At 69.3% G+C, this 24,054-nt stretch carries 20 protein-coding genes; 11 read left to right on the top strand and 9 right to left on the bottom strand.

Annotated elements, in window-relative coordinates; genetic code table 11:
• Nucleotides 1–4 precede the first annotated feature (4 nt).
• Together H0X91_RS13660 and H0X91_RS13655 are read right to left on the bottom strand one after the other, a co-directional pair.
• A complete protein-coding gene (locus H0X91_RS13660; RefSeq protein ID WP_006482666.1) occupies nucleotides 5–844 on the bottom strand; it encodes a class II aldolase/adducin family protein in 840 nt (279 codons plus the stop codon).
• 23 nt (nucleotides 845–867) lie between these two features.
• Entirely contained in the window at nucleotides 868–1,953 is a 1,086-nt protein-coding gene (locus tag H0X91_RS13655) for an LLM class flavin-dependent oxidoreductase (RefSeq protein ID WP_006494954.1), read from the bottom strand.
• A gap of 226 nt (nucleotides 1,954–2,179) precedes the next feature.
• Here H0X91_RS13655 and H0X91_RS13650 point away from each other — a divergent pair, with 226 nt between their 5' ends.
• Nucleotides 2,180–3,544, top strand: coding sequence for an acyl-CoA dehydrogenase family protein (locus H0X91_RS13650; protein WP_058903065.1), 1,365 nt, complete (start codon nucleotides 2,180–2,182; stop codon nucleotides 3,542–3,544).
• A 61-nt stretch (nucleotides 3,545–3,605) separates the two neighbouring features.
• Here the strand turns inward: H0X91_RS13650 and H0X91_RS13645 are convergent, their stop codons facing one another.
• Entirely contained in the window at nucleotides 3,606–4,580 is a 975-nt protein-coding gene (locus H0X91_RS13645) for a LysR family transcriptional regulator (protein ID WP_171984061.1), read from the bottom strand.
• Between the two features lie 17 nt (nucleotides 4,581–4,597).
• Between H0X91_RS13645 and H0X91_RS13640 the strand changes: the two genes are divergently transcribed.
• Nucleotides 4,598–5,164, top strand: a complete 567-nt coding sequence (locus tag H0X91_RS13640) for a cysteine dioxygenase (protein ID WP_006482085.1) — start codon at nucleotides 4,598–4,600, stop codon at nucleotides 5,162–5,164.
• Between the two features lie 105 nt (nucleotides 5,165–5,269).
• Complete coding sequence (locus H0X91_RS13635) at nucleotides 5,270–6,895, top strand: rhodanese-related sulfurtransferase (protein WP_058903067.1); 1,626 nt, start codon at nucleotides 5,270–5,272, stop codon at nucleotides 6,893–6,895.
• 45 nt (nucleotides 6,896–6,940) lie between these two features.
• Here the strand turns inward: H0X91_RS13635 and H0X91_RS13630 are convergent, their stop codons facing one another.
• The gene (locus H0X91_RS13630; RefSeq protein ID WP_058903068.1) at nucleotides 6,941–8,098 is read right to left on the bottom strand and encodes a glycerophosphodiester phosphodiesterase; all 1,158 of its coding nucleotides are present in this window, start codon (nucleotides 8,096–8,098) and stop codon (nucleotides 6,941–6,943) included.
• A gap of 370 nt (nucleotides 8,099–8,468) precedes the next feature.
• On the opposite strand from H0X91_RS13630, the gene H0X91_RS13625 reads away from it, so the two are divergent.
• A complete protein-coding gene (locus tag H0X91_RS13625) occupies nucleotides 8,469–9,536 on the top strand; it encodes a squalene/phytoene synthase family protein (protein ID WP_058903069.1) in 1,068 nt (355 codons plus the stop codon).
• 479 nt (nucleotides 9,537–10,015) lie between these two features.
• The gene (locus H0X91_RS13620) at nucleotides 10,016–11,215 is read left to right on the top strand and encodes a porin (RefSeq protein WP_006494947.1); all 1,200 of its coding nucleotides are present in this window, start codon (nucleotides 10,016–10,018) and stop codon (nucleotides 11,213–11,215) included.
• Between the two features lie 109 nt (nucleotides 11,216–11,324).
• Here the strand turns inward: H0X91_RS13620 and H0X91_RS13615 are convergent, their stop codons facing one another.
• From H0X91_RS13615 to pdxR, 3 genes are all read right to left on the bottom strand, one after another.
• Complete coding sequence (locus H0X91_RS13615; RefSeq protein ID WP_006485809.1) at nucleotides 11,325–11,744, bottom strand: cupin domain-containing protein; 420 nt, start codon at nucleotides 11,742–11,744, stop codon at nucleotides 11,325–11,327.
• 10 nt (nucleotides 11,745–11,754) lie between these two features.
• Nucleotides 11,755–12,192 carry a carboxymuconolactone decarboxylase family protein gene (locus tag H0X91_RS13610; protein ID WP_006479143.1) on the bottom strand — a complete coding sequence of 146 codons (438 nt, stop codon included), beginning with the start codon at nucleotides 12,190–12,192 and terminating at the stop codon, nucleotides 11,755–11,757.
• A gap of 96 nt (nucleotides 12,193–12,288) precedes the next feature.
• Nucleotides 12,289–13,773 carry a MocR-like pyridoxine biosynthesis transcription factor PdxR gene (gene pdxR, locus H0X91_RS13605; RefSeq protein ID WP_196433091.1) on the bottom strand — a complete coding sequence of 495 codons (1,485 nt, stop codon included), beginning with the start codon at nucleotides 13,771–13,773 and terminating at the stop codon, nucleotides 12,289–12,291.
• A gap of 165 nt (nucleotides 13,774–13,938) precedes the next feature.
• Between pdxR and H0X91_RS13600 the strand changes: the two genes are divergently transcribed.
• Nucleotides 13,939–14,853 (top strand): LysR family transcriptional regulator, encoded by a 915-nt coding sequence (locus H0X91_RS13600; RefSeq protein WP_080322727.1) that lies wholly within the window; start codon nucleotides 13,939–13,941, stop codon nucleotides 14,851–14,853.
• Nucleotides 14,854–14,975: 122 nt separating this feature from the next.
• A complete protein-coding gene (locus H0X91_RS13595; protein ID WP_006481722.1) occupies nucleotides 14,976–15,725 on the top strand; it encodes an SDR family oxidoreductase in 750 nt (249 codons plus the stop codon).
• 66 nt (nucleotides 15,726–15,791) lie between these two features.
• On the opposite strand, the gene H0X91_RS13590 is transcribed toward H0X91_RS13595, so the two are convergent.
• Both H0X91_RS13590 and H0X91_RS13585 read right to left on the bottom strand, forming a co-directional pair.
• Nucleotides 15,792–17,429, bottom strand: a complete 1,638-nt coding sequence (locus H0X91_RS13590) for a glycoside hydrolase family 32 protein (protein ID WP_058903072.1) — start codon at nucleotides 17,427–17,429, stop codon at nucleotides 15,792–15,794.
• 201 nt (nucleotides 17,430–17,630) lie between these two features.
• Nucleotides 17,631–19,193, bottom strand: a complete 1,563-nt coding sequence (locus tag H0X91_RS13585; protein WP_006481721.1) for a glycoside hydrolase family 68 protein — start codon at nucleotides 19,191–19,193, stop codon at nucleotides 17,631–17,633.
• Between the two features lie 187 nt (nucleotides 19,194–19,380).
• Between H0X91_RS13585 and H0X91_RS13580 the strand changes: the two genes are divergently transcribed.
• The 4 genes from H0X91_RS13580 to H0X91_RS13565 all read left to right on the top strand — a co-directional run bounded on the left by H0X91_RS13580 (nucleotide 19,381) and on the right by H0X91_RS13565 (nucleotide 23,896).
• A complete protein-coding gene (locus tag H0X91_RS13580; protein WP_058903073.1) occupies nucleotides 19,381–20,409 on the top strand; it encodes a substrate-binding domain-containing protein in 1,029 nt (342 codons plus the stop codon).
• A gap of 340 nt (nucleotides 20,410–20,749) precedes the next feature.
• Nucleotides 20,750–21,436, top strand: coding sequence for a type 1 glutamine amidotransferase domain-containing protein (locus H0X91_RS13575; protein ID WP_006481723.1), 687 nt, complete (start codon nucleotides 20,750–20,752; stop codon nucleotides 21,434–21,436).
• Between the two features lie 141 nt (nucleotides 21,437–21,577).
• On the top strand, nucleotides 21,578–22,687 hold the full coding sequence (locus H0X91_RS13570; protein ID WP_006485651.1) for an NADH:flavin oxidoreductase/NADH oxidase: 1,110 nt from the start codon (nucleotides 21,578–21,580) through the stop codon (nucleotides 22,685–22,687).
• A 138-nt stretch (nucleotides 22,688–22,825) separates the two neighbouring features.
• Nucleotides 22,826–23,896 (top strand): AI-2E family transporter, encoded by a 1,071-nt coding sequence (locus H0X91_RS13565; RefSeq protein ID WP_006485660.1) that lies wholly within the window; start codon nucleotides 22,826–22,828, stop codon nucleotides 23,894–23,896.
• Nucleotides 23,897–24,054 lie beyond the last annotated feature (158 nt).

Genomic DNA, 24,054 nt, shown 5'->3' with positions numbered 1-24,054 from the left:
CGGCTCAGTCGAGCAGGTCGGGTTCGTCGGCGACGACGCGCGCGAACAGGCTGTCGAACGCATGCAGCGCACCGTCGGGGCCGCCGATCTGGCCGTGCGTATGGCGCGCGGTCGCGTGATCGATCGGCTGCGGCGTGCCGGCCGCTTCGGCCAGCAACTGCGTGTGCGCGGCGTTGTCGAGCGCGATGTACCACCACGCGGCGGCCTCGACCGTCGGGCCGGCCGTCAGGATGCCGTGGTTCTTCAGGATCACGCCCTTGTGCGTGGTGCCGTCCGGCTTCGCGAGCGCCTCGGCGATCCGCGCGCCTTCGCTGGTGTCGACGACCATCCCCGTGAAATCGTCGAACAGCGCGTGATCCTCGTAGAACACGCACGCGTCCTGCGTGAGCGGATCGAGCGGGCGACCGAGCGTCGACCAGGCCTTGCCGTAGGTCGAATGCGTGTGCGCGGCGGCGACCACGTGCGGATGGGCTTCGTGGATCGCCGCATGGATCGCGAACGCGGCCTTGTTCAGCGGCCGCTGGCCGATCGCGGTTTCGCCGCGTGCGTTGACGAGCAGCAGGTCGGACACCTTGATCTGCGAGAAATGCACGCCGAGCGGGTTCACCCAGAAATGGTCGGGCAGCTCCGGATCGCGCGCGGTGATGTGGCCGGCGAGGCCCGACGCGAAGCCGAAGCGCGCGAACAGCCGGAACGCGGCTGCGAGCCGCTCCTGCCGGTGGCGGCGCTCGGCGGCCACGTCGATGCGCGGCGCGGGCGGATCGAACCAGAAGTGCTGGCGCGGGGTGTCGGCGAGCACGAGGCCCGATGCGGTACGGTTGGGGGGCGAAAGGACGGCGGACATGATCGCGTAGGGCTCCGTTGGGCTCAGGCGGCGCGGCGTGCCGCGTCGCGTTCGGCGACGGCGTTGCGCACGCGCGGAATCAGTTCGCGGCCGTAGTCGATCGCGTCTTCCAACGGGTCGAAACCGCGGATCAGGAAGGTCGTCACGCCGAGGTCGTAGTAGTCGAGCAGCGCGTCGGCGACCTGTTCGGGCGTGCCGACGAGCGCCGTCGAATTCGAGCGCGCGCCGGTGAGCTTCGCGATCTCGGTCCACAGCCGCTTGTCGACGCGCGAGCCGCGCTCGGCCGCGGCGAGCAGGCGGCGCGCGCCTTCGCTCTGCTGCGGGCCGCCGGCGCCGAGGCCCGCCGCTTCGCGCAGCCGGCGCGTTTCGTCGAGGATGCGGTGCGCGCGCGCCCACGCTTCGTCCTCGGTCGCCGCGAGGATCGGGCGGAACGACACGGAGAAGCGCACCTGGCGGCCGTGCTTCGCGGCTTCGGCGCGCACGCGGGTCGTCAGGTCGCGCACCTGGTCGAGCGATTCGCCCCACAGCGCATAGACGTCCGCGTGCTTGCCGGCCACCGCGAGCGCGGCTTCCGACGCGCCGCCGAAGTAGATCGGCACATGCGGCTGCTGGAACGGCTTCACTTCCGAAAAGCCCTGCTTGAACCGGTAGTGCGCGCCGTCGTGATCGAACGGCTGCGTTTCCGTCCAGATCCGCCGCAGGATGCCCAGGTATTCGTCGGTGCGCGCGTAGCGTGCGTCGTGATCGAGGAAATCGCCGTCGCGCTGCTGTTCGCTGTCCGAGCCGCCGGAGATGAAGTGCACGGCGAGTCGGCCGCGGCTGAACTGGTCGAGCGTCGCGATCTGCCGCGCGGCGAGCGTCGGCGCGGTGAAGCCCGGGCGATGCGCGAGCATGAAGTGGATGCGTTCGGTCGCGGCCGCCGCGAACGCGATCGTCAGCGTCGCCGACGGGCCGGTCGAGTGATGCGGCACGAGGATCCGGTCGAAGCCGGCTGTTTCGTGGGCGCGGGCAAAGTCGCGCACATAGTCGGGATCGACCACGGGGCCGGACGCCGGGTGGATTTCCGACTGCTTCTGGCTCTGGATCATGCCGATGAATTCGACGCTCATCTGGGTCTCCGGTGCAGGGACGTCCCGGCGCACGGCCGGGCAGGAATGGAGCGCAGGTTAACGCCGGGATCATGCGGAATGGAAATAATCAATCCCGATTTGAATATCAGATTTGCATGGTTTGGGGCCGCATGCGTTGCGCATACGCTATGGGCTCGCGAATGATCGGGCGCGCGTTGGCGCCGTTCTCGTCGCCGTGTCCGAACTACCCAGGGAATCCGTTTCGATGTCCGCCAGCCTTGCCGCTTCCTCGCCGCCGCCGCAACCTGCGCTGCGCCTTCTGCCTGCCGATGCCGCCGGCACCGCCGACGTTGCGGACGCAGACGCCGACGGGACGAACGACGCGCGCCTCGCCGCGCGGCTCGAACACCTCGCCCCCGAACTCGCCGCCGATGCGGCCCGCAACGACGTCGACGGCCGGTTTCCGCACGAGAACCTCGCGCGGCTGCATCGTGCCGGGCTGATCGCGCAGGTCGTGCCGCGCGAGCACGGCGGCGCCGGGGCGACGCTGGCGCAGGCGAGCCGGATCGTCGCTGCCGTCGCGCGGGCCGATCCCGCCACCGCGCTGGTGCTGACGATGACGTACCTGCAGCATCGCGCGCTCGGCCGCGCCGACAACCGCTGGCCGGCGCAGGTGCGGCGCGCGGTGTTCGACAGCGCGGTCGCGCACGGTGCGCTGATCAATGCGCTGCGCGTGGAGCCGGCGCTCGGTTCGCCGTCGCGCGGCGGGCTGCCGGCGACCATCGCGCGCCGCGATGGCGACGGCTGGCGGCTCTCGGGTCACAAGCTGTACAGCACCGGCATTCCGGCGCTGCGCTGGCTGGCCGTGTGGGCGCGCACCGACGAGCCGACGCCGCGCGTCGGCGTGTTTCTCGTGCCGCGCGACCCTGACACCGACGGCGATCGCATCCGCGTGATCGAAAGCTGGAATCACCTCGGCCTGCGCGCGTCGGGCAGCCATGAAGTCGTGTTCGACGACGTGCCGCTGCCGGCCGATCATGCGGTCGACGTGCGTGCGCCGGACGCATGGGTCGTGTCGGCTGCCACGCACGCGGATGCCGACGCGCAGGCCGATCAGCAGGCGTGGATGGTCGCGTTGCTCGGCAGCCTGTACGACGCGGTGGCGCGCGCATCGCGCGACTGGCTGGTCGAGTTCGCGACGACGCGTGCGCCGAGCGGGCTCGGCGCACCGCTCGCGACGCTGCCGCGCGTGCAGGAAGCGGTCGGCGAAATCGAGGGCTGGCTGCACGCGAATCGCGTGCTGCTCGACGATCACATCGCGCGCACCGACGCCGGCAATGCGCCGTCGGTGACGACCAGCGGCCTCGTCAAGCGGACCGTGACCGAGCAGGCGATCCGCACGGTCGAGCAGGCGCTGAAGCTGTCGGGCAATCACGGGTTGAGCCGCACCAATCCGCTGGAGCGCCACTATCGCGACGTGCTGTGCAGCCGCGTGCATACGCCGCAGGACGATGCGATCGCGGTGGCGGCGGGGCGGGCGGCGCTCGATGCGGCGACGCCCGGAGCAACGAACGCGGCGGCGGGCGGAACGTCACGCGACGGGATCGAACGCGACCGACGCGATGCGTGAACGGGGTCGGGTGGCCCCGCAGGTCATTGGGGCGGCGCGTTGCCGACGCCGCCCGGTGTGGTCACGCGGCCTGGTCGTGCGTCTGCTCGGCGACCGCGAACGCGGTCCGCGCATGCGCGGCGACGACCGCGAGCGGCGCGTCGAAGCGGGCCGCATCGTGCCGGCGCAGCAGCCACAGGTCGATCTGCGGCTTGAAATCGGCGAGCGGCACGATGTCGAGCGCATCGCGCAGCGGGCTGCCTTCGACGAGCGGCAACGGCATCAGCCCGAGGCCGAAGCCGTTCGCGACGCTCTGCAGTTGCAGGTCGCGGCCGTACGCATCGAGCGTGACCGGCATCGGCAGGCCCTGCGCGTCGAGCGCGCGCCGCAGGCCCGCACGAAAGCCGCAGCCGTCCGGATTGAGCACCCAGCCGCGCGCGTGGCAATCGGCGAGCCGGTAGCTGCGGCGCGGCCAGTCGCCCTTGCGGCCGACCGCGACGAGCCGTGTGGCCAGCAACCGAACGCCTTCGACCTGCGCCGGCAGCACCATCTCGCGCGCGAGGAAGACCAGCGCCGCCTCGAGTTCGCGGCGGGCGATGCGTTCGACGAGCTGGCCGCCCCATGCGGTCGTGACCTGCGTCGCGAGCGCGGGCCACTGCGCGCCGAGATCCGCGATGAGCGCCGGCAGCATCAGCTCGCCGAGCCCTTGCGTGAGCCCGATGCGGAATTCGCCAGCGGGCGGTTGCCCGCCGGCCGTCAGTTCGCGCAGCGCATCGACCTCGCGCAGGATCGCGCGACACTGGTCGAATACCTGCCGGCCGATGTCGGTCGGGCGTGGCGGTTTCGTGTTGCGGTCGAGCAGCGTCACGCCGAGCGCTTCCTCGAGATTCTGGACGCGCCGCGTGATCGCGGGCTGCGTCATCCCGAGCTCGGCTGCGGCCTGGCTCAGGGTCTGGCAGCGGACGACCGCTGCAAAAGCGTCGATATCGCTAATTTTCATGTTTGTTCTGCATGGTCTTTCGGGTGCATCATGACGATCCATCATATTCGGCATCATATTCGAGGAGACAGCCGATGAGTACGCTTTCGTTGCAACAGACGCCGCTGCGTCCGTTCGTCGAGGGTCTGGATGCGCTGCTCGCGTCCGGCGCGAACGAGGCGCGCATTCTCGACGAGGGCGGCGCGCTGCTCGCCGCGCTCGTCGAACACGACGACTGGTTGCCCGACGCGTTCGCGCAGCCCGATCCCGAGCGCTACCGGCAGTACCTGCTGCATCTCGATCCGGACGAGCGCTTCTCGGTCGTCAGCTTCGTGTGGGGGCCCGGCCAGGCGACGCCGATCCACGACCACACGGTGTGGGGGCTGATCGGGATGCTGCGTGGCGGCGAGTTCTCGCAGCCGTACCGGTTCGATGCGGCCGGCAAGCCGGTGCCCGCGGGCGACGCCGTGCGGCTGCAGCCGGGCGAGGTCGAGGCCGTGTCGCCGCGCATCGGCGACGTGCATCGCGTGACCAACGCGTTCGCCGACCAGGTATCGATCAGCATCCACGTGTACGGCGCGAACATCGGCAAGGTCGAGCGCGCGGTGTACCTGGACGACGGGACCGTGAAGCCGTTCGTGTCGGGCTATTCGAATGCCTGACGTACAGCCCGCTGGCGTGGCCCGTTGCGGGTGCGCGCCGGCAGGGCGAAGATCGAGCCGTTCCGCTTCATTCACCGACTTCAACGTATTCAACATAGAGACATCGTGACGCAATCCGCCGATTCCATTTCCCGCTTTCCCGTCGCGTCGTACCAGGACGTACGCGCGCGCCTGCTGGCCCGTGACGAGATCGCGCTGATCGACGTACGCGAGGAAGATCCGTACGCGCAGGGCCATCCGTTGTGGGCCGCCAACTTTCCGTTGTCGAAGCTCGAACTCGACGCGTGGACCCGGATTCCGCGCCGCGACACGCCGATCGTCGTGTTCGGCGAAGCGGGCGGCGAGGATCTCGCACCGCGCGCGGCCGCCACGCTCGCGCGGCTCGGCTACACCGACGTGCGGCTGCTCGACGGCGGCCTCGCGGGCTGGGTCGCGGCGGGCGGCGAACTGTTCATCGACGTGAACGTGCCGAGCAAGTCGTTCGGCGAATGGGTCGAGGCCGAGCGCCATACGCCGTCGCTGTCCGCGCAGGAGGTGCAGGCGCTGATCGACGCGAAAGCCGATGTGGTGATCGTCGATGCGCGGCGCTTCGACGAATACCAGACGATGAACATCCCGACGTCGACCAGCGTGCCGGGCGCGGAACTCGTGCTGCGCGTGCGGGCGCTCGCGCCGAATCCGCACACGCAGGTGATCGTCAACTGCGCGGGCCGCACGCGCAGCATCATCGGCACGCAGTCGCTCGTCAACGCGGGGCTGCCGAATCCGGTCGCCGCGCTGCGCAACGGCACGATCGGCTGGACGCTGGCCGGCCAGACGCTCGAGCGCGGCGCGGCGCGCCGCTTTCCGGACGAGATCGACGCGGCGCAGCGCGCCGATGCGCGTCGGGCCGCCCGCGCGGTGGCCGAGCGCGCCGGCGTGCCGCGTATCGCGCTGGCCGACGTCGCCGCGCTCGACGAACCGGGCCGCACGCTGTATCGCTTCGACGTGCGTACGCCGGAGGAATACGAAGCCGGCCATCTGCCGGGCTTCCTGAGCACGCCGGGCGGCCAGCTCGTGCAGGAGACCGACCATCACGCGGCCGTGCGCGGCGCGCGGATCGTGCTGGCCGACGACGACGGCGTGCGCGCGGACATGACCGCGTCGTGGCTCGCGCAGATGGGCTGGGACGTGTGCGTCGTCGAGCCGGCCGGCACCGCGGCATTCGCCGAGCGCGGCCAGCCGCCGCGCGACGTGCCGGCAACGCCGCCCGCGACCGACGTGTCGCCCGCGACGCTCGCCGGCTGGCTGAAGGAGGCCGCGCCGGGCGAGCTCGCGATCGTCGACGTGACGGCCAGCGCGAACTACGTGAAGCGTCATATTCCGGGCGCGTGGTTCGCGGTGCGCGCCCAGCTGCGCGACGCGCTGGCGGCGATTCCGCCCGCGAAGCGCTACGTGTTCACGTGCGGATCGAGCCTGCTGGCACGGTTCGCGGCGGACGATGCGCGCGCGCTGCTGCCGGAGTCGGCCGACATCCGCGTGCTGACCGGCGGCACGGCCGCGTGGATCGACGCCGGGCTGCCGCTGGAGAGCGGCGAGACCCGTCTCGCGTCGCCGCGCGTCGACCGCTACCGGCGCCCGTACGAAGGCACCGACAACGCGGCTGCCGCGATGCAGGCGTATCTCGACTGGGAATACGGACTCGTCGACCAGTTGAAGCGGGACGGCACGCACCACTTCAACGTGATCTGACCGACGCGAGGCGACCGGCTGCGGCGCGTCGCGCGCCGCGCCCGGTCACGATGCGGATCGGCGCGTGAACGTATCGACGGCCGTGCGGCCGACGGCCGGATCGTCGGTGAAGAAGCCGTCGATGCCGGCGCGCAGGTACGCCTGGATCTCGCGCACCGAGCCGGCCGTGTTGCGCGTGGCCGGCGTGCCGCCGTCCTTCAGCGACGCGGGCAGGAAGTTGTTCTCCGGACGGAACGTGTACGGATGCACGACGAGGCCGGCCTCGTGCGCATAGCGCACGTACGGCGTCGGCTGCTGCAGCGTGCCGTCCGCGGCGACCGCGATGATCGACGTCTTGTACGGCCCGACGCCGTTCGCGTAGGTCGCGATCTCGCGCATGCCGTCGCGCGTCGACAGGTCGCCGTAGGTGCGCGTGTCGTTCGCCTTCACGAAGTCGTACGGGCGCTGCTGCGCTTCGTCCATCAGCTGCACGAGCTTCCAGTTCGGCTGGCTCGACTTGATCCGGTTGCGGATCGCCTTCAGGTTCGCGACTTCGAACGACTGGATGTAGACGGTCGCCGTGCGCGACGTGTACGCATCCTTCAGCAGCGCGTCGACGAGGCGGTCCTCGAGCGGCAGGCCGATCGACTGGAAGTAGGTCGGATGCTTGGTTTCCGGATACAGGTGGATCGTGCGGCCGGTCTGCGCGGACATCTGCTTCGCGAGCGCGACGATCTCGTCGAACGTCGGAATCTCGAACTGGTCGTTGTACGCGGTGTTGGCGGGGCGCACCTGCGGAATCCGCTCGCGCGCCCGCAGCGTCTTCAGCTCGGCGAGCGTGAAATCCTCGGTGAACCAGCCGGTCAACTGCGCGCCGTCGATCGTCTTGGTCGCCTTGCGGCTCGCGAACTGCGGCAGCGTCGAGACGTTCGTCGTGCCCGAAATCTCGTTCTCGTGGCGCGCGACCAGCACACCGTCGCGGGTCGACACGAGGTCGGGCTCGATCACGTCCGCGCCGTCCTCGATCGCCTTGCGGTACGACGCCAGCGTGTGTTCGGGGCGCAGCGCGCTCGCGCCGCGATGGCCGACCACCTGGACCTTCGCGGAAATCGGCTGCGTGGGATCGCGCGTCAGGTCGTCGTCGCCGCCGCACGCGGCGAGCAGGAACGTGGCGGCGCAGGCGAACGGGACGTAGCGCAGGGAGGTCGGGCGCTTGAGGAGCATGTCGATGAACCTTCGAAACGGAGTCGGAAAAGAGGGCGCTCGCGCCGGTGGCCGGGCAGGGCGCCGGGCTACGCGGAATCGAACGGTGCGCGATCGTCGCACCGAATGATTACATATGTATTACTTCGACCTTTCCGTTCGTTTTTCGGCGGCGAGGCACGCGCCAGGCGGTTGATCCGGGGCTTGCCCGCCCCGCATTCCGGCCGCCTCGGGCTGCCCGCGCGCCGGATGCACTAAACTTGCGGGAATTTTGCATCGCCGCCGCGGGGCCGACGCCCGCCTGGCGCGACGATGCGGCGACTCGCGGGCCGGCGCGGGCGCCCGGCGCCCGTGTGCGTCCGGGCCCGCGCCGGCCGATTTTTTCCGACCCATGACGACCCATACCGATCCCGCCTATCTGCTCGGCGAGCTGCTGAAGAACGTTTCCCGCTCCTTCTACCTGACGCTGCGCGTGCTGCCCGACGGCATGCGCGACCCGGTCGGCCTCGCGTATCTGCTCGCGCGCGCAGCCGACACGATCGCCGACACGGCGCTCGTCGCGCCCGACCGCCGCGCGGCGCTGCTGACCGACCTGCGCGACGACATCGAGCGGCTCGGCGACGGCGTGGCGCTGTCGCGTTCGCTCGAGGACGTGACGCGGTTGCAGACCGATTCGCACGAGCACGTGCTGCTCGGCTCGATGGAGCCGATGCTCGCGCTGCTGCGCGCGCAACCGGAGGCCGATCGCGCGTCGATCCGCAAGGTCGTCGCGACGCTCACCGCGGGGATGGAATTCGACCTGCGCACGTTTCCGGACGAGCAGTCGGGGCAGGTCGCGTCGCTGCCGACCCGCGACGTGCTCGACCGCTACACGTATCTCGTCGCGGGCTGCGTCGGCGAGTTCTGGACCGACATGACGGGTGCGCACACGCGCGCCGCGCGCGGCTGGGATCTGCCGGACATGCGCGAGAAGGGCATTCGTTTCGGCAAGGCGCTGCAGATGACCAACATCCTGCGCGACTGCGCGAAGGACTTGCGCATCGGTCGCTGCTACCTGCCCGACGACGTGCTGCGCGCACACGGGCTCGTCGTGGCCGACCTGATGCAGCCGGAAGCATCGGAACGTGCGCGCGGCGTGCTGGTCGACCTGCTGCGCGTCGCACTCGACCAGTATCGCGACGCCTGCCTGTATACGCTCGCGATCCCGCGCCGCTTCGTGCGGCTGCGGCTCGCGTGCCTGTGGCCGATCATGATCGGCCTCGAAACGCTCGAACTGCTGGCCGGCCACGCTGCGTGGCTCGACCCGGCGAAGCCGGCCAAGGTGCCGAGAAAGCGCATCTACCGGATCATGGCGGCGTCGCTTGCGCTGGCCGGTTCGAACACGGCGATCCGCGCACGTCTGACCGCGCTCGCCGATGCGGTGTCCGCGCGGCTCGCGCGCCCCGCAGCGCAGCACTGAAGCGCGCCGGCGCGACAGGCGCCGGCATCGCTTCCGGCCCGCGTTCGCCGGGCCGTTCCCGTCCAGTCTCCGGCACGCCGACTAAAACGTTTTCATGATTTCGTGTCTCGAAATGTGGGTGTCACGAACGTCAGCGATCCTGCGCGGCGGCGTGAATCGCGGCGTCAGCTTCGATCGCGCATTTGTAAGATGATTTTTTGCCGAAGGCGTCTGACGACATTGGACGGCCGCGTTGCACCCGTAAAAATGTAAAGCTAGGGTTTTCACCGGGAAATGCCGGAAAGGCCCGCCGCACAAGCATTTCGAGGTGTTATGTAACCGTTTGGTGAACCCGCGCGTTGCGTCGATCATACGATGACCGACTGCTCGTATTGGGAAACAATTGGTAATCCGTCAGAATCGCGTCGGCATGTACTCGCACATGTGTCAGTCATAAAACCACACCAGAAAAGAAATCATTCTTTGAGGACGGAGAATCAATGAAAAAGCGCGTCGCTTTCGCCATGACGGCAGTGGGCCTTGCAGCCGCTACCGCCGCCCACGCCCAGAGCAGCGTGACCCTGTACGGTATCGTCGACAACGGTCTGGCATACCAGAACAACGCAGCCCCGTCGACGGGCGCGACGACCGGCGGTCACTCGAAGGTGTCGATGTCCAGCGGCGTATGGGCAGGCAGCCGCTTCGGCCTGAAGGGCAGCGAAGATCTCGGTGGCGGCACGAAGGCGATCTTCCAGTTGGAAGCGGGCGTGAACTCCGCGACCGGTGCATCGCAATGGACGGGCGGTATCTTCACCCGCCAGGCATGGGTCGGTATGACGAACCAGGCGTACGGTACGCTGACGGCCGGCCGTCAGTACACGGCGTACTACACGCTGCTGTCGCCGTATAGCCCGACGACGTGGCTGACGGGCGCATACGGCGCGCACCCGGGCGATATCGATTCGCTGGATACCAGCTACCGCGCGAACAACTCGCTCGTCTACATGTCGCCGAAGTTCTACGGCTTCACGGTCGGCGGTTCGTACTCGTTCGGCGGCGTGCCGGGCAGCGTGAATCGCGGCTCGACGTGGAGCGCGGCGGTCCAGTACCTGAATGGCCCGGCAGGCATCGCGGTCGGCTACCAGAAGGTCAACAACTCGACGCTCGGCGGCGGCGCGTGGGGCGACAACTCGACGGTCACGAGCGGCGGCCAGCCGGCGGTGTCCGCGATCAACAACGGTTACCAGACGGCGCAGTCGCAGCAGCGCATCGGCGTGACGGCCGGCTACCAGTTCACGCCGGCGTGGGACGTGTCGGCGTCGTACACGAACGTCAAGTACACGCCGGGCATCGGCTCGGTGTTCCACAACAGTGCGATCTTCAACACGGCTGGCGCCGTGCTGCACTGGAAGGCAGCGGCTCAGTGGGACTTCGCAGTGGGCTACTCGTACACGGCGGCGACGCAGTCGAACGGCATCACGAGCGCGGCCAAGTACCATCAGGTCACGCTGTCGCAGTACTACAGCCTGTCGAAGCGCACGGGCCTGTACGCACTCGAGGCTTACCAGCACGCGTCCGGCAATACGCTGAGCAAGGCTGGCACCATCCAGGCAGCGACGACGCAAATCGGCGACGGCGTGGCGGCAGGTTCGAAGCAGAACCAGATCGCTGTCGGCGTCGGCATGATCCACCGCTTCTGATGTCGCGCGGCGCGCAAGCGCCGCTCACGGCATGCGGTATGAAAAAACCGGCCTTCGGGCCGGTTTTTCCGTTTACGTCGCGAGCCGATGCACGATGCGTCGTGTCGGATCACTGATCGATCGGCGACTTCAGCGGCTGATGCTCGCCCGTCAGCCCGAACACGACGAGCTGCGCGGGTTCGGTCGCGCTCGCGTTGCGCGACACCTGATGGCGCGAGCCGGGCGGCTCGTACCAGCCTTCGCCGGCGCGATAGCGGCGCAGCGGGCCGCCGTTCACCTGCGACAGCACTTCGCCTTTCGACACGACGGCGAACACCGAGCCGAGATGCTTGTGCGCGTCGGAGGCCTGGCCGGGCGCATAGTCGACGGTCGCGACGACGACGCGCTTGGCCGGCGCTTCGGGCACGGCCTGCTGCATGATCGCGTGCACGCTGTCGCCGGCGTCGTGCGCGTGGGCGCCGGCCGGCAGTGCCGCAGCGAGCGCGAGCCCGGCGTACAGCGCGACGCGAGGGTGCGGAGAGCGGATCATCGTCGGCTCCTCACTCGGGCATCTTGCGGAACGCGATCGCGAAGCGGTTCCACGAGTTGATCGTCGCGATCAGCATCGACAGGTCGAACAGTTCCTCGTCGGTGAAATGCGGCTTCACGGCTTCCCAGACGGCGTCGGGCACATGATTGCTGGCCACCAGCGTCAGCGCCTCGGTCCATTCCAGCGCCGCGCGTTCGCGCTCGGTGAAGAACGGCGTTTCGCGCCACGTGACGACGGTCGCGAGACGGCGATCGGTTTCGCCGCCCTTGCGCGCGTCGGTCGTGTGCATGTCGACGCAGAACGCGCAGCCGTTGATCTGCGACGCGCGCAGGCGGACGAGTTCGGCGAGCGGCTTCTCGATCGAGCTTTTCGCGAGGAATTCCTCGGCATTGCGCATCACCTTGATGGCATTCGGGCTGGCGGCATAGAAGTTCAGGCGCGGTTGCATGGCAGGTCCTTTTCGGTCGGGTTGCGCCAGGGTGGCGCGACAGGACCTACTTTAGGTCGTGCACTGGCCTGCTTGAATAGCCAATTCCATCGAAATTCAGGTGACCAGTGGCGACCCGCCCGCGATGCCGGCATCCAGCAGCGCGGCCAGCTTCGCGAGCGCCGTGTCGATGCGCAGCGCGTCGATCCCGCCATAGCCGAACAGCAGCCCGGGGCGCACCGGCACGCCCACGTGGAACGCCGAGATCCCGTACAGGCCGACGTCCTGCGCTCGCGCCGCGCGGACCAGCGCCGCTTCGTCGAGCCCCGGCTTCAGGTGCGCGGCGAGATGGATGCCGGCGGTCGGCACGATCGCGTCGAACCACGGCGCGAGCGCGCCGCGCAAGTGTGCGATCAGCATCTTGCGGCGCGCGTCGTAGTGCTTCTGCACGCGTTTCAGGTGCCGCGCGAAATCGCCTTCGTGCATGAAGCGGGCGAGCGCCGCCTGCGTGAGCGTGCAGGTGTGCCAGTCGACGATCTGCTTCGCCTTGGCCAGCGCGCCGCGCAGCGCGCGCGGCGGAATCGCGTAGCCGATCCGCAGCTCGGGAAAGATCGTCTTCGAGAAGGTGCCGACGTACGCGACGAGGCCCGTGCGGTCGAGGCTCTTCAGCGATTCGACCGGCCGGCCTTCGAAGCGGAATTCGCCGTCGTAGTCGTCCTCGATGATCACCGCGCGGCGGCGCTGCGCCCATTCGAGCAGCGCGACGCGGCGCTCGAGCGTCATCGGCATGCCGAGCGGGAACTGGTGCGACGGCGTCACGTAGACGAGCCGCGCGTCGTCGGGCAGCCGGTCCGTGACGAGGCCCTGCGCGTCGACCGGCACGCCGATCACCGTCGCGCCGAGCGACGCGAACGCGGCGCGCGCGGGCGGATAGCCGGGATCCTCGACCGCGACGACGTCGCCCGGCCGCACGACGACGCGCGCGAGGAGGTCGAGCGCCTGTTGCGCGCCTTGCGTGACGAGCACGTCGTCCCAGCTGCAGGCGACCGCGCGGCTGAAGGCGACGTAGCGCGCGATCGCACCGCGCAACTGCGGGTCGCCGGCCGGATCGTGATACTGGCCGGGGCCGCGCGCCTGCTGGCGCAGTGCGTGATGCAGGCAGCGCCGCCATGCGTCGAACGGGAACAACGTCTTGTCGGTCACGCCGCCGCGAAAGTCGAAGCCGAGCGAGTCTTGCGGCGTGGGCATCGCGAGCGCGTCGGGCAGCGCGTTCCACAGCGCGCGCGCATCGACCGCGTCGATGCGCGGCACGTCGTCGACGATCGACGGCGCCGACATCGCGGCGGCGTGCGGCACGCGCGCCAGGCCGTCGGCGACGAACGTGCCGTCGCCGGCGCGGGTATTCAGGAAGCCCTCGGCCACCAGTCGCTCGAACGCGTCGAGCGTCGTCTTGCGCGACACGCCGAGCTGTTTCGCGAGGTCGCGCGTCGACGGCAGCCGCGCGCCGCCTTCGAGACGCCCGTCGACGATCGCGGTGCGCAGTTGCCGGAAGATTTGCCCCGTCAGGTCGTGACGGCCTTCGATGCGGATCGCGATGTCCATCGCAGTGGTTACCTCGATTCGTGTAATTTCGCGTGGATCAGCATACCGGAAGTCCGGCGCGCTAGCGGCGGTTCGACGGCTCGCCGCCGCAGCCGCCCTCGCCGGATTGGACCGCCGCCCGTCGCTGCCTTACGATCGACGACACCGTCACCGTGGAGCGACCTCATGCTGTCCGAAGACGAACTGGCGCTGCTCGACGCGATCCGCGCCACCGGCAGCCTGTCGCGCGCCGCCGCGCGGCTCGGCAAGGCGCCGTCGACGGTGTCGCACGCGGCGCGCCAGCTCGAAACGCGCTTTGACGCGCTGCTGTTCGACCGGCGCGGCTACCGGCTGCAGCTCACGCCGGCCGGGCAATTGCTGGCCGACGAGGCCGCGCGGCTGGCGCTCGACGTCGCCCGGCTGACGCAGCGCGTGCGGCAGGTCGCGAGCGGCTGGGAGGACCGGCTGTGGATCGTCAGCGACGAGGTGCTGGAGTTCGATACGCTTCTGCCGGTCGTCCGCGCATTCGATGCGCTCGATTCCGGCGTGTCGCTGCGCTTCACGCACGAGGTGCTCGGCGGCACCTGGGAAGCGTTGCGCGACGGCCGCGCGGACCTGGTCGTCGGCGCGACCAACGAGCCGCCGGCGATTCCGGGCTTCAAGTGGTTCGAACTCGGCGCGATGGAGTGGGTGTTCGCGGTGTCGCCGCGCCACCCGCTGGGGTCCGCGAGCGGGGTGCTGACGCGCGATGCGATCGGCGCGCACCGCGCGGTCGTCGTCGCCGATTCGTCGCGGCGGGCCGGTCGCGCGTATGGCCTGCTCGGCGGGCAGGCGGTGCTCGCGGTGCCGTCGATGCGCGCGAAGATCCTCGCGCAGCGCGATGCGCTCGGCGTCGGCTGGGTGCCGCGCCGGCGCGTCGCGTCGCTGCTCGCGCGCGGCGAACTGGTCGAGAAGCCGACGGCCGACCCGCGCGAGCCGAACCGGCTGTACGTCGCGTGGCACGGCGACCGCGATGGCCGCGCGCTGCAATGGTGGCTGGAGCAACTGCGCGAGCCGCGACTCGCGCAGCGGCTGCTCGACGGGATCGACGTGGTCGGCTGAGCACGCTCGGGCCAACATGTTCGACGTTTTCGAACATGTCCGTCGCGCCCGTCGTACGGCAACGCCGCGCGCCGCGCGCATCCTGTGTTCACGGTCAACTCACCGGTTCACAGGAGAACATCATGCAACGCTTCGAAGGAAAGACGGTCCTCGTCACGGGCGGCAACAGCGGCATCGGCCTGGCGGCCGCCAAGGGATTCGCGGCCGAAGGCGCGCGGGTCGTCATCACCGGGCGCGACGCCGAAACGCTGGAAGCCGCCCGTCAAACGCTCGGCGAAGGCGCGCTCGCGATTCGCAACGAAGCCGGCAGCGTCGCGTCGGCGCGCGCGCTGGCCGACGCGCTCGCCGCCGCCGGCGTGCGGCTCGACGCCGTATTCGTCAACGCGGGCGTCGCGAAGCTCGCGCCGTTCGCCGACAGCGACGAAGCGATGTGGGATCTCGTGTTCAACACCAACGTGAAGGGCGCGTATTTCCAGATCCAGTCGCTCGTGCCGCTGCTGAATCGCGGCGCATCGATCGTGATCAACGGCTCGATCAACGCGCATATCGGGATGCCCGGCTCGTCGGTGTACGCGGCGAGCAAGGCGGCCGTCAATTCGTTCGCGAAGACGCTGTCGACGGAACTGCTGCCGCACGGCGTGCGCGTGAACGTGGTGAGCCCGGGGCCCGTGCAGACGCCGCTGTACGGCAAGCTCGGCCTCGATGCGGCGACGCTCGACGCGACGGCCGACAAGATCAAGGGCCTCGTGCCGATCGGCCGGTTCGGCACGCCGGACGAAATCGCCTCGACGGTGCTGCACCTGAGCGCGCCGGAATCCGCGTTCATCGTCGGCGCGGAGATCATCGCGTCGGGCGGGATGGGGTTGCTCTGACGGGCGACACGGGCGGGGGCCGTCACCGGCGTTGCGATGCCGGGCGATCGGCCCCCGCACCCGTGGCTATCGGGCAGTGCAGGCGCCGCGCGTGTCGTCGCCGGTTTGCAACTGCGTCACCGTCAGCCCCGCGAACGTCGCGCGGCCTTGCTCGGCGAACACGGCCACGCGATCCGCATCGCGCGGCGGAAAGATCAGGTCCGTCAGTGCGACGCGGCCGCCGTTCGCGAATACTTCGACCGACCCGCGATCGACGACGATCTCGAGCCGCAGTTGCCCGCGTTCGAGCGGCAGATCGACGATGTGCTCGCGGCTGAACGTGCCGGCGAAATTCGCTTCGCCGGATCGCGCACGGTCGAGCGTCAGCGTGCGCTTCGCGGTGTCGTACACGATTCGGGTGCCGATCAAGCCGTCGGCCGAGCGCCGCACGATCAGCCCCGCGCGCGCGGCACGTTGGGGCGAGATCGTCACCGTGATGCGCTGGACGACACCGCGTGTGGCGGCCGATAACGGTCGGGTAGCGGAGTCGACCGTCAGGTCGCCTTCATGCACGGCCGGCCGGCCGTCGGCCCATGCGTCGAACGCGGCGGCGGGCGCGACGATGAGGGTCGGCTCGCCGTCGATCGCCTTCAGCGACAGTTCGCGCGGCAGCGTGGTCGCGCCACGCCATGGCGTGGTCGGTACCTTGGCCGCGTAATCCCAGTTGCTCATCCATGCGATCGCGACCGGCCGGGCGCCCGATGCGCCGGAGAACGTGCCGGCCGCATAGAAGTCGGCGCCATGGTCGACCCAGCGGAATTGCGCGGGATCGGAGCCCGCCGGCGCGACGCGGTCGGGCGTAAACGTGCGGCCGTCGAAATCGCCGACGAAATACATGGCGCCGGAACCGCCCGCGATCGACCACGGATTCACGTTGACGATCATCACCCACTTGATTCGCTTCGGATCGCCGTCGAGCGGCAGCGGTATGAGGTCCGGCATTTCCCACAGCGCGCCCGCATGCGGCACGTCCGGCAGCGTGAAGTCGCTCAGGAACGACCAGTGGATCAGGTCGTCGGAACGATAGAGCTTCACGACCTGCGCATCGGCGACGACCGTCGTCATCAGCCAGTAGCCGCCCGCCGCATACCACGACACTTTCGGGTCACGAAATTCCTTCGATTCGGGATCGAGCGTCAGCACCGGGTTGTGCGCATACGGCTGCCAGGTCGTGCCCTGATCGAGGCTGTACGCGAGCGACTGCGCCTGGATGCCGGGCGCGTGACCCGAGCCGGGCTTGTAGACGCTCGTGTAAAGCGCGACGAGCGGCGTGTGACCCGGCGTGCCGAGGCCGGACGTGTTCAGGGTGTCGGCGACGATCGAGCCCGAGAAGATTTCCTCGGTGGCGCTCGCGCGCATCGCGACCGGCTGCTCGCGCCAGTGGACGAGATCGGTGCTGGTCGCGTGCCCCCACGACATGTTGCCCCAGTCGTTGCCGAGCGGGTTGTACTGATAGAACAGGTGATAGCGGCCGTTCTCGTAGACGAGCCCGTTCGGATCGTTCATCCAGTTGCGCTGCGGCGTGTAGTGGAGGGCGGGCCGCCATTGCGGCGTGCCGGTTTCGGGCGGCGCGTGGCACGGGGCGGCGACGACCTGCGTGCAGGCCAGGCAGGCGAACAGCAGGCGAACGAGCCGGACGGAACAGCGGAAAGACGTCGATTTCATGCGGGGCCGGGCGCTTCGTCGGGCGAAGCGGGTAAGGAGCGCATCTGCCGCCTGTACCGACGACATGCGCAAAGGTCAAAAGAAACGGCGGAAGAAAAAGAGGAGGCGCACACGCGACACGCGCGATACGCGCCTCCCGAACCTCGTGCCTTGATTGACGATCGTTATCGTGGCCTGGCCTGATTACGCTGGCCGTTGCCGTCAGTTGTGACCGGCCCCCGTCGCCGGCAGGTTCGCCGGGATGTCGCCGTAGCCGCCGAGGCCGGCGCGCCCATACGCGCGGTCGACCGCCGTCGACGTGCCGTTGATGTTCACCTTCACCGTCGGCGCGAGCGTGCCGCCGCGGCGCGGGCCGATCGCATCGATGAACGACTCGACGAGCCCGCCCGGCATCACGTAGTGCGAATACGACTGGAATTCGCGCGGATTCTGGTTCGGGTCCTGCGCATACGGTGCGCCGGCCGGCGCGGAGAAGTCGGTCGGGTTGCCGAGCACGAGGCCGCTGCCGCCGTTCAGCGGCAGGAAGTCGCTGCGGATGCCGTTGCCGACGAAGCCGTACACGCCGTCCGGGCCGTCGACGCCGGCCGCCATCGTCGTGCGGTGGCTGATCGTGAACAGGTAGTACTTGCCGTCCTTCAGATAGATCTGCGGACGCTCGGTCTGGTCGTCGACGCAGTTCGCCGACAGGATCGGCGGCAGGAACTTCCATTCGGTCAACTGCGGGTTGGTCGCGACCGCGAGGCCGACATTGGCCTTTTGATACACTGCGCCCGAATTCATCACCGCGTTGAGATCTTCACGGTTCGGATCGTTCGGCGCGTAGCCGAGATCGGCATCGGTGCAGGTGCGTGCGCCGCGCGGGCCGCCGGTGTTGCCTTCGAACACCATGTAGGTCTTGCCCGGATGCGCGGGGTCGGTGAACACGAACGGATCGCGGAACGAGAAGTAGGTGTTCTGCTGGCCGGTCTGGTAGTAGTTGCCGTCCGGTTCCAGCAGCGCCTTGTGATCGTCGAAGCCGGTGAACCACACGTGCTTGTCGTCGGCGTGGATGTGGCCGTCGGCGCGCGTGATGATCGCCTGCGGCGGCGTGATGTCGGCGCCGCCGGGCGCCGAGCGGTTGAACGACGTCGCGGTGTAGTAGAGGCTGACGTTGCTGCCGTTCGTAAGGCGCGCGGAACCCGACCATTCGGCGTTGTTGGTCATCGGCGCGGTGCCGAACACCCGGGCGCTCGCGCCGTCCGGGAACAGATGGCCGCCCCAGGTCCAGCCGCCGTTCGCGGGGCGCTGCGACGCGGGGATGCCGGCGCGGCGATAGAAGAAGCCGATGCGGGCGTGGACGTGACGGTCGTCGAACGTGTAGCCCGCGTGCGGATCGGCGGTGAGCGAGAAGATCACCTCCCAGCCCTTGTAGCTGAGCTGGTTCGCTTGCAGGTCGGCCAGCGGCCACGTGTCCCACACCCACACGTTGGAGTTGATCAGCGGGAAATCCTGCGGGATGTCCGGCATCGTCAGCGCCTGCGGCAGCGAGTTCCTGTCGGCGCCGGCAGTGTGCGATTGCGCGACGATCTGGCGGATGTCCGCCCGCGTCCAGCGCATCGTGAAGTTGCCCTCGGGATCGTAGGCTTGCTGGGTATGGGGCGTGGGCACGGGCGCGCCCGTGCCGCCGGACTGCGCGTGCGCGACGGACGCGAGGGCGGCGAGTGCGCCGCCAGCGAGCAGCAGACGTTTGGCCGCGACCGGACGGAAAAGGGGAAAGTATGTCATCTCGTCGTCGTTTCCTGGGAAGGTGAAAGTGAACGGCTGAGTGGGCATCGATGTCCAAACCGGTTTGGATGCTATTTCAAACCGGTTTGGAACGCAAAAGATATTTATTTGACGGTAATCGTTACCAATTGGAAATAATTACCCGGTCGGCGCGTCCCGGGCTTCGGGCAGCCGGGCGGATCGACGCATGCGAGGAATGACGGTGAAGGTAAATCTGAGGGCGCTGTCGGACGCGCTCGGTCTGTCGCGGACGACGGTCAGCCGCGCGTTGAACGGTTACGACGACGTCAGCGAGGCGACGCGCGAGCGCGTGGCGAGGGCCGCGCGGGAAATGGGCTACGTGGCCGATCCGACCGCGCGCCGGCTCGCGACCGGGCGGGCCGACATGATCGGGATCGTCTATCCGTTCGGCGCGGGCGATCTCGGCGATCCGCGGTTCGGCGAAGTCGTCGCGGGCATCACCGAGCGGCTCGCCGAGCGCAATCTCGATTTCATCATCGCGTCCGCGCGGCCGAACGCGGAGCTGGACACCTATCGGCGGATCGTCGACGGCAAGCTCGTCGACGGGCTGATCGTCGCGCGCACGCGGGTCGACGATCCGCGTATCGCGTACCTGCAAGGGAGCGCGTTTCCGTATGTCGCGTACGGCCGCACGCAGACGGCCGGCCCGTATGCGTGGTTCGACTTCGACAACGAGGCGGGCGCGCGCGACGCGGTGCGCCGGCTGATCGGCTTCGGGCATCGGCGCATCGCGATGATCAGCGCGCCGCTGGCGCTGAATTTCGCCGCGCAGCGGCGCGCCGGTTATCTGTCGGCCTTGCGCGAAGCCGGGATCGACGCGGATCCGGCGCTGCTCGTCGAGTGCGCGTTCACGCACGACGGCGGGCTGCAGGCGGCGCGGGCGTTGCTCGCGCGGGCCGAGCCGCCGACGGCGCTGCTGGTCGACAACAACATCGCGGGCGGCGGCGCGTTTCGCGCGCTGGTCGACGGCGGACTGCGCCTGGGCGCGGACATGTCGCTGATCGTCTACGACGGCGTGCCGCCCGATCTCGCGCATCCGTATCGCGTCACGGCGGTCGTGCAGCCGACCGGGCATGCATCGGGGCGCGCGCTCGCGGAACTGATGCTGCGGCTGCTGGACGACGGTGTGCACGACCACCGGCTCGAGGCGCCGGCCATCGAGGCGGGGGACACGGACGGACCGGTGCGCGGGTAGCCCGCCCGGCGACGGCGGCGAGGCAACGGCGGGCGCGACCGGACTGCGCCCCCGTCGCAAAGGCCATGACGACGGCAGGGGCGAACGCGCATTCTTCTAGACGACCGGTCTAATCCAGCGCTATCATCCGTCCTCAAGCGTGCGGCGACGTCTCCGGCGGGCTCAAGCAGGGGACGCCGTCGTTTTATTTCGGCCGCTTCTAGACGACTGGTCTAATAGGCGTATATCGCATGCGGATGAATGAATCGCACGTTGCCGCGCGCCGGCGGACTAACCGACAGGCGTGGCGCGCCGACGTGCGGCCCCGTTCCCCCGTTCATTTTCGAAGGAGTGTCCGATCATGAAGATCCTGGTTGTCCTGACCTCGCACGACACGCTCGGCGACACCGGCAAGAAGACCGGCTTCTGGCTCGAGGAACTGGCCGCGCCGTACTACACGTTCAAGGACGCGGGCGTCGAGTTGACGCTGGCGTCGCCGAAGGGCGGCCAGCCGCCGCTCGATCCGAAAAGCAGCGATCCGACCGCGCAGACCGACGCGACGCGCCGCTTCGACGCCGATGCGGCGGCCAAGGCTGAACTCGCGTCGACGCGCAAGCTGGCCGAGGTATCGGCGGACGACTACGACGCGCTGTTCTACCCGGGTGGCCATGGCCCGCTGTGGGATCTCGCCGAGGATCTGCATTCGATCGGCCTGATCGAGCGCGCGCTCGCGGCCGGCAAGCCGGTCGCGGCGGTCTGCCACGCGCCGGGCGTGCTGCGCCACGTGAAGAACCCGCAGACCGGCGAATCGGTCGTGCGCGGCAAGCGCGCGACGGGATTCACCAACAGCGAGGAGGCGGCCGTCGAGCTGACCGAGGTCGTGCCGTTCCTCGTCGAGGACATGCTGAAGACCAACGGCGCCGAATTCGAGCGCAGCGCCGACTGGGCGCCGCATGTCGTCACCGACGGGCTGCTGATCACCGGGCAGAACCCCGCGTCGTCGGCGCCCGCGGCCGAGGCGCTGCTCGCGAAGCTCGGCCATCGCTAACCGCATGGCGCCGGCCGGGCCGGCGCCGCGTCCTTGCCGTCGCCGGGCGCTGCCGGCCCGCCGACGGCCCGCATCGTTGCGTCGTGCGCACCGCGCGGCGCATTCCCAGCCGTTTTGCAGAACCAAGCAAAGGAGTCGTGGATGTCTGCCCTGTTCGAACCGTTCAAACTCAAGGATGTCACGCTGCGCAACCGCATCGCGGTGCCGCCGATGTGCCAGTACGTCGCCGAAGACGGCGTCGTCAACGACTGGCATCACGTGCATCTGGCCGGCATCGCGCGCGGCGGCGCGGGCCTCGTGATCGCGGAGGCGACCGCCGTGTCGCCGGAAGGCCGCATCACGCCGGGCTGCGCCGGGTTGTGGAACGACGTGCAGGCCGAGGCGTTCGCGCCGTCGGTCGCGGCGATCAAGGCGGCCGGCGCGGTGCCGGGCATCCAGATCGCGCACGCGGGCCGCAAGGCGAGCGCGAACCGCCCGTGGGAAGGCGACGACCATATCGCCGACGGCGATCCGCGCGGCTGGCAGACCATCGCGCCGTCGGCCGTGCCGTTCGGCGCGCATCTGCCCAAGGTGCCGCGTGAAATGACGCACGACGACATCGCCCGCGTGCAGGCCGACTTCGTCGCGTCGGCGCAGCGCGCACGCGACCTCGGTTTCGAATGGCTGGAACTGCACTTCGCGCACGGCTATCTCGGCCAGAGCTTCTTCTCGGTGCATTCGAACCAGCGCACCGACGAATACGGCGGTTCGGCCGAAAACCGCGGCCGTTTCCTCGTCGACACGCTGGCCGCCGTTCGCAAGGTCTGGCCCGAGCATCTGCCGCTGACCGCGCGCCTCGGCGTGATCGAATACGACGGCCGCGACGAAGAGACGCTCGCCGAGTCGATCGCGCTCACGCAGCGGATGAAGCGGGAAGGGCTCGACATGCTGAGCGTGTCGGTCGGCTTCTCGACGCCCACCGCGCAGATTCCGTGGGGCCCGGCGTTCCTCGCGCCGATCGCCGAGCGCGTGCGCCGTGAGGCCGGGCTGCCGGTGTCGTCCGCGTGGGGGATCGACACGCCGCAACTGGCGAACCGCGTGGTGGCGGAACAGCAACTCGATCTCGTGATGGTCGGCCGCGCGCACCTGGCCGATCCGCACTGGCCGTACTACGCGGCCAAGCAGCTCGGCGTCGAGCGTCCGTCGTGGACGCTGCCCGCGCCGTACGCGCACTGGCTCGAACGCTACCGGGTCGCGGACAAGGTGGCGTAAGCGGGGGCACGTCGACGCCGCGCCGCGGCGCTCCGCGCATCGCGCGCGGCGCCGGTCGGGCGCCGATGGATAGAATGGCGGTTCGTCCAGGCCGATGGCCTGCGCGAACCGCCATTTTTTCTTTTCGACAGAGGTGCCATGGGCGCACATGTGCCGTCGTCTCACGATTCCGCCGCGCGGCCGCGCGCGCAACAGATCGCCCGCGTCGCGTTGTATGCGGCGCTGCTGGTGCTCGCGCTGTGGGTGATCCGCGATTTCATTCCCGCCATCGCGTGGGCCTGCGTGATCGCCATCGCGATGTGGCCGCTGCTGAAGCGCTTCGAATCGCACCGGCTGTTCCGCGACCGGCCGACGCTGATCGCGACCGTCATCACGGCGGCGATTTCGCTGCTCGTCGTGCTGCCGGTGGCGGTTGCGACGACCCAGGCGATCGCGCAGGCGCATGACCTGCGCGAGTGGCTGCACACGGTCCAGGACAACGGCATTCCGTTGCCGGACGTGGTCAGCCGGTTGCCGTACGGCGCGGCGCAGATCACCGAATGGTGGCAGGCCAATCTCGGCCATCCGCTGCATGCGGCCACCGCGATGCACGGCGTCAACAGCGAGAAATTCATCGCGTTCGGCCGGCAATTCGGCACGAAGCTCGCGCACGTGCTGCTCGAATTCGGTTTCATGCTCGTCACGCTGTTCGTGATCCTGCGCGCGGGCCACAAGCTGTCGGGTGCGTTGCTGCAGGGCGCGCGGCGCGCGTTCGGGCGCAACGGCGCGGAACTGATCGAGCGGATGGTCGCGGCCGTGTACGGCACGGTGACGGGGCTCGTCGTCGTCGGGCTCGGCGAGGGCGCGCTGCTCGGCGTCGCGTATGCGCTCGCGGGCGTGCCGCATGCGGCGCTGCTCGGGCTCGTCACGGCGGTCGCCGCGATGCTGCCGTTCTGCGCGCCGGTCGTGTTCTGCGGCGCGGCACTCTGGCTGTTCGTGCAGGGGGCGACCATGTGGGCCGTCGTGGTCGCGGCGCTCGGGTTCATCGTCGTGTTCGTCGCCGAGCATTTCGTGCGGCCGGTGCTGATCGGCGGTTCGACACGGCTGCCGTTCCTGCTCGTGCTGTTCGGCATCCTCGGCGGCGCCGAGACGTTCGGCCTGATCGGGCTGTTCGTCGGCCCGGCGCTGATGACGGTGCTCACGATGCTGTGGGCCGAATGGATCGCTTGAGCGCGCATGCCGTGGCGTCGGCTCGACGCAGCGGTGCGACGACGCGGATGCACACGCACGCGGGTGACGGCTGCAACGATCGCTGACGATTCGGCGGGCGAGGACGCCTGCGATCGCAGGGATCCGGATAACGATCTCTACATTTCTTTTCGATCCGG

This window comes from Burkholderia sp. 9777_1386, from assembly GCF_015712265.1.
Lineage (GTDB): Bacteria > Pseudomonadota > Gammaproteobacteria > Burkholderiales > Burkholderiaceae > Burkholderia > Burkholderia cenocepacia.
The sequence above is the reverse complement of the archived record's forward strand: the minus strand, read 5'-3'. Positions and strand labels throughout refer to the sequence as shown.

Coding starts and splice junctions, on each gene's coding strand:
- H0X91_RS13610 (WP_006479143.1), bottom strand. CDS start 12,192: ATGCAACCGCGCCTGAACTTCTATGCCGCCAGCCCGAATGCCATCAAG.
- H0X91_RS13590 (WP_058903072.1), bottom strand. CDS start 17,429: ATGAAATCGACGTCTTTCCGCTGTTCCGTCCGGCTCGTTCGCCTGCTG.
- H0X91_RS13645 (WP_171984061.1), bottom strand. CDS start 4,580: ATGATGCCGAATATGATGGATCGTCATGATGCACCCGAAAGACCATGC.
- pdxR (WP_196433091.1), bottom strand. CDS start 13,773: ATGGACATCGCGATCCGCATCGAAGGCCGTCACGACCTGACGGGGCAA.
- H0X91_RS13595 (WP_006481722.1), top strand. CDS start 14,976: ATGCAACGCTTCGAAGGAAAGACGGTCCTCGTCACGGGCGGCAACAGC.
- H0X91_RS13655 (WP_006494954.1), bottom strand. CDS start 1,953: ATGAGCGTCGAATTCATCGGCATGATCCAGAGCCAGAAGCAGTCGGAA.
- H0X91_RS13575 (WP_006481723.1), top strand. CDS start 20,750: ATGAAGATCCTGGTTGTCCTGACCTCGCACGACACGCTCGGCGACACC.
- H0X91_RS13640 (WP_006482085.1), top strand. CDS start 4,598: ATGAGTACGCTTTCGTTGCAACAGACGCCGCTGCGTCCGTTCGTCGAG.
- H0X91_RS13650 (WP_058903065.1), top strand. CDS start 2,180: ATGTCCGCCAGCCTTGCCGCTTCCTCGCCGCCGCCGCAACCTGCGCTG.
- H0X91_RS13580 (WP_058903073.1), top strand. CDS start 19,381: ATGCGAGGAATGACGGTGAAGGTAAATCTGAGGGCGCTGTCGGACGCG.
- H0X91_RS13625 (WP_058903069.1), top strand. CDS start 8,469: ATGACGACCCATACCGATCCCGCCTATCTGCTCGGCGAGCTGCTGAAG.
- H0X91_RS13620 (WP_006494947.1), top strand. CDS start 10,016: ATGAAAAAGCGCGTCGCTTTCGCCATGACGGCAGTGGGCCTTGCAGCC.
- H0X91_RS13660 (WP_006482666.1), bottom strand. CDS start 844: ATGTCCGCCGTCCTTTCGCCCCCCAACCGTACCGCATCGGGCCTCGTG.
- H0X91_RS13570 (WP_006485651.1), top strand. CDS start 21,578: ATGTCTGCCCTGTTCGAACCGTTCAAACTCAAGGATGTCACGCTGCGC.
- H0X91_RS13585 (WP_006481721.1), bottom strand. CDS start 19,193: ATGACATACTTTCCCCTTTTCCGTCCGGTCGCGGCCAAACGTCTGCTG.
- H0X91_RS13600 (WP_080322727.1), top strand. CDS start 13,939: ATGCTGTCCGAAGACGAACTGGCGCTGCTCGACGCGATCCGCGCCACC.
- H0X91_RS13565 (WP_006485660.1), top strand. CDS start 22,826: ATGGGCGCACATGTGCCGTCGTCTCACGATTCCGCCGCGCGGCCGCGC.
- H0X91_RS13630 (WP_058903068.1), bottom strand. CDS start 8,098: ATGCTCCTCAAGCGCCCGACCTCCCTGCGCTACGTCCCGTTCGCCTGC.
- H0X91_RS13615 (WP_006485809.1), bottom strand. CDS start 11,744: ATGATCCGCTCTCCGCACCCTCGCGTCGCGCTGTACGCCGGGCTCGCG.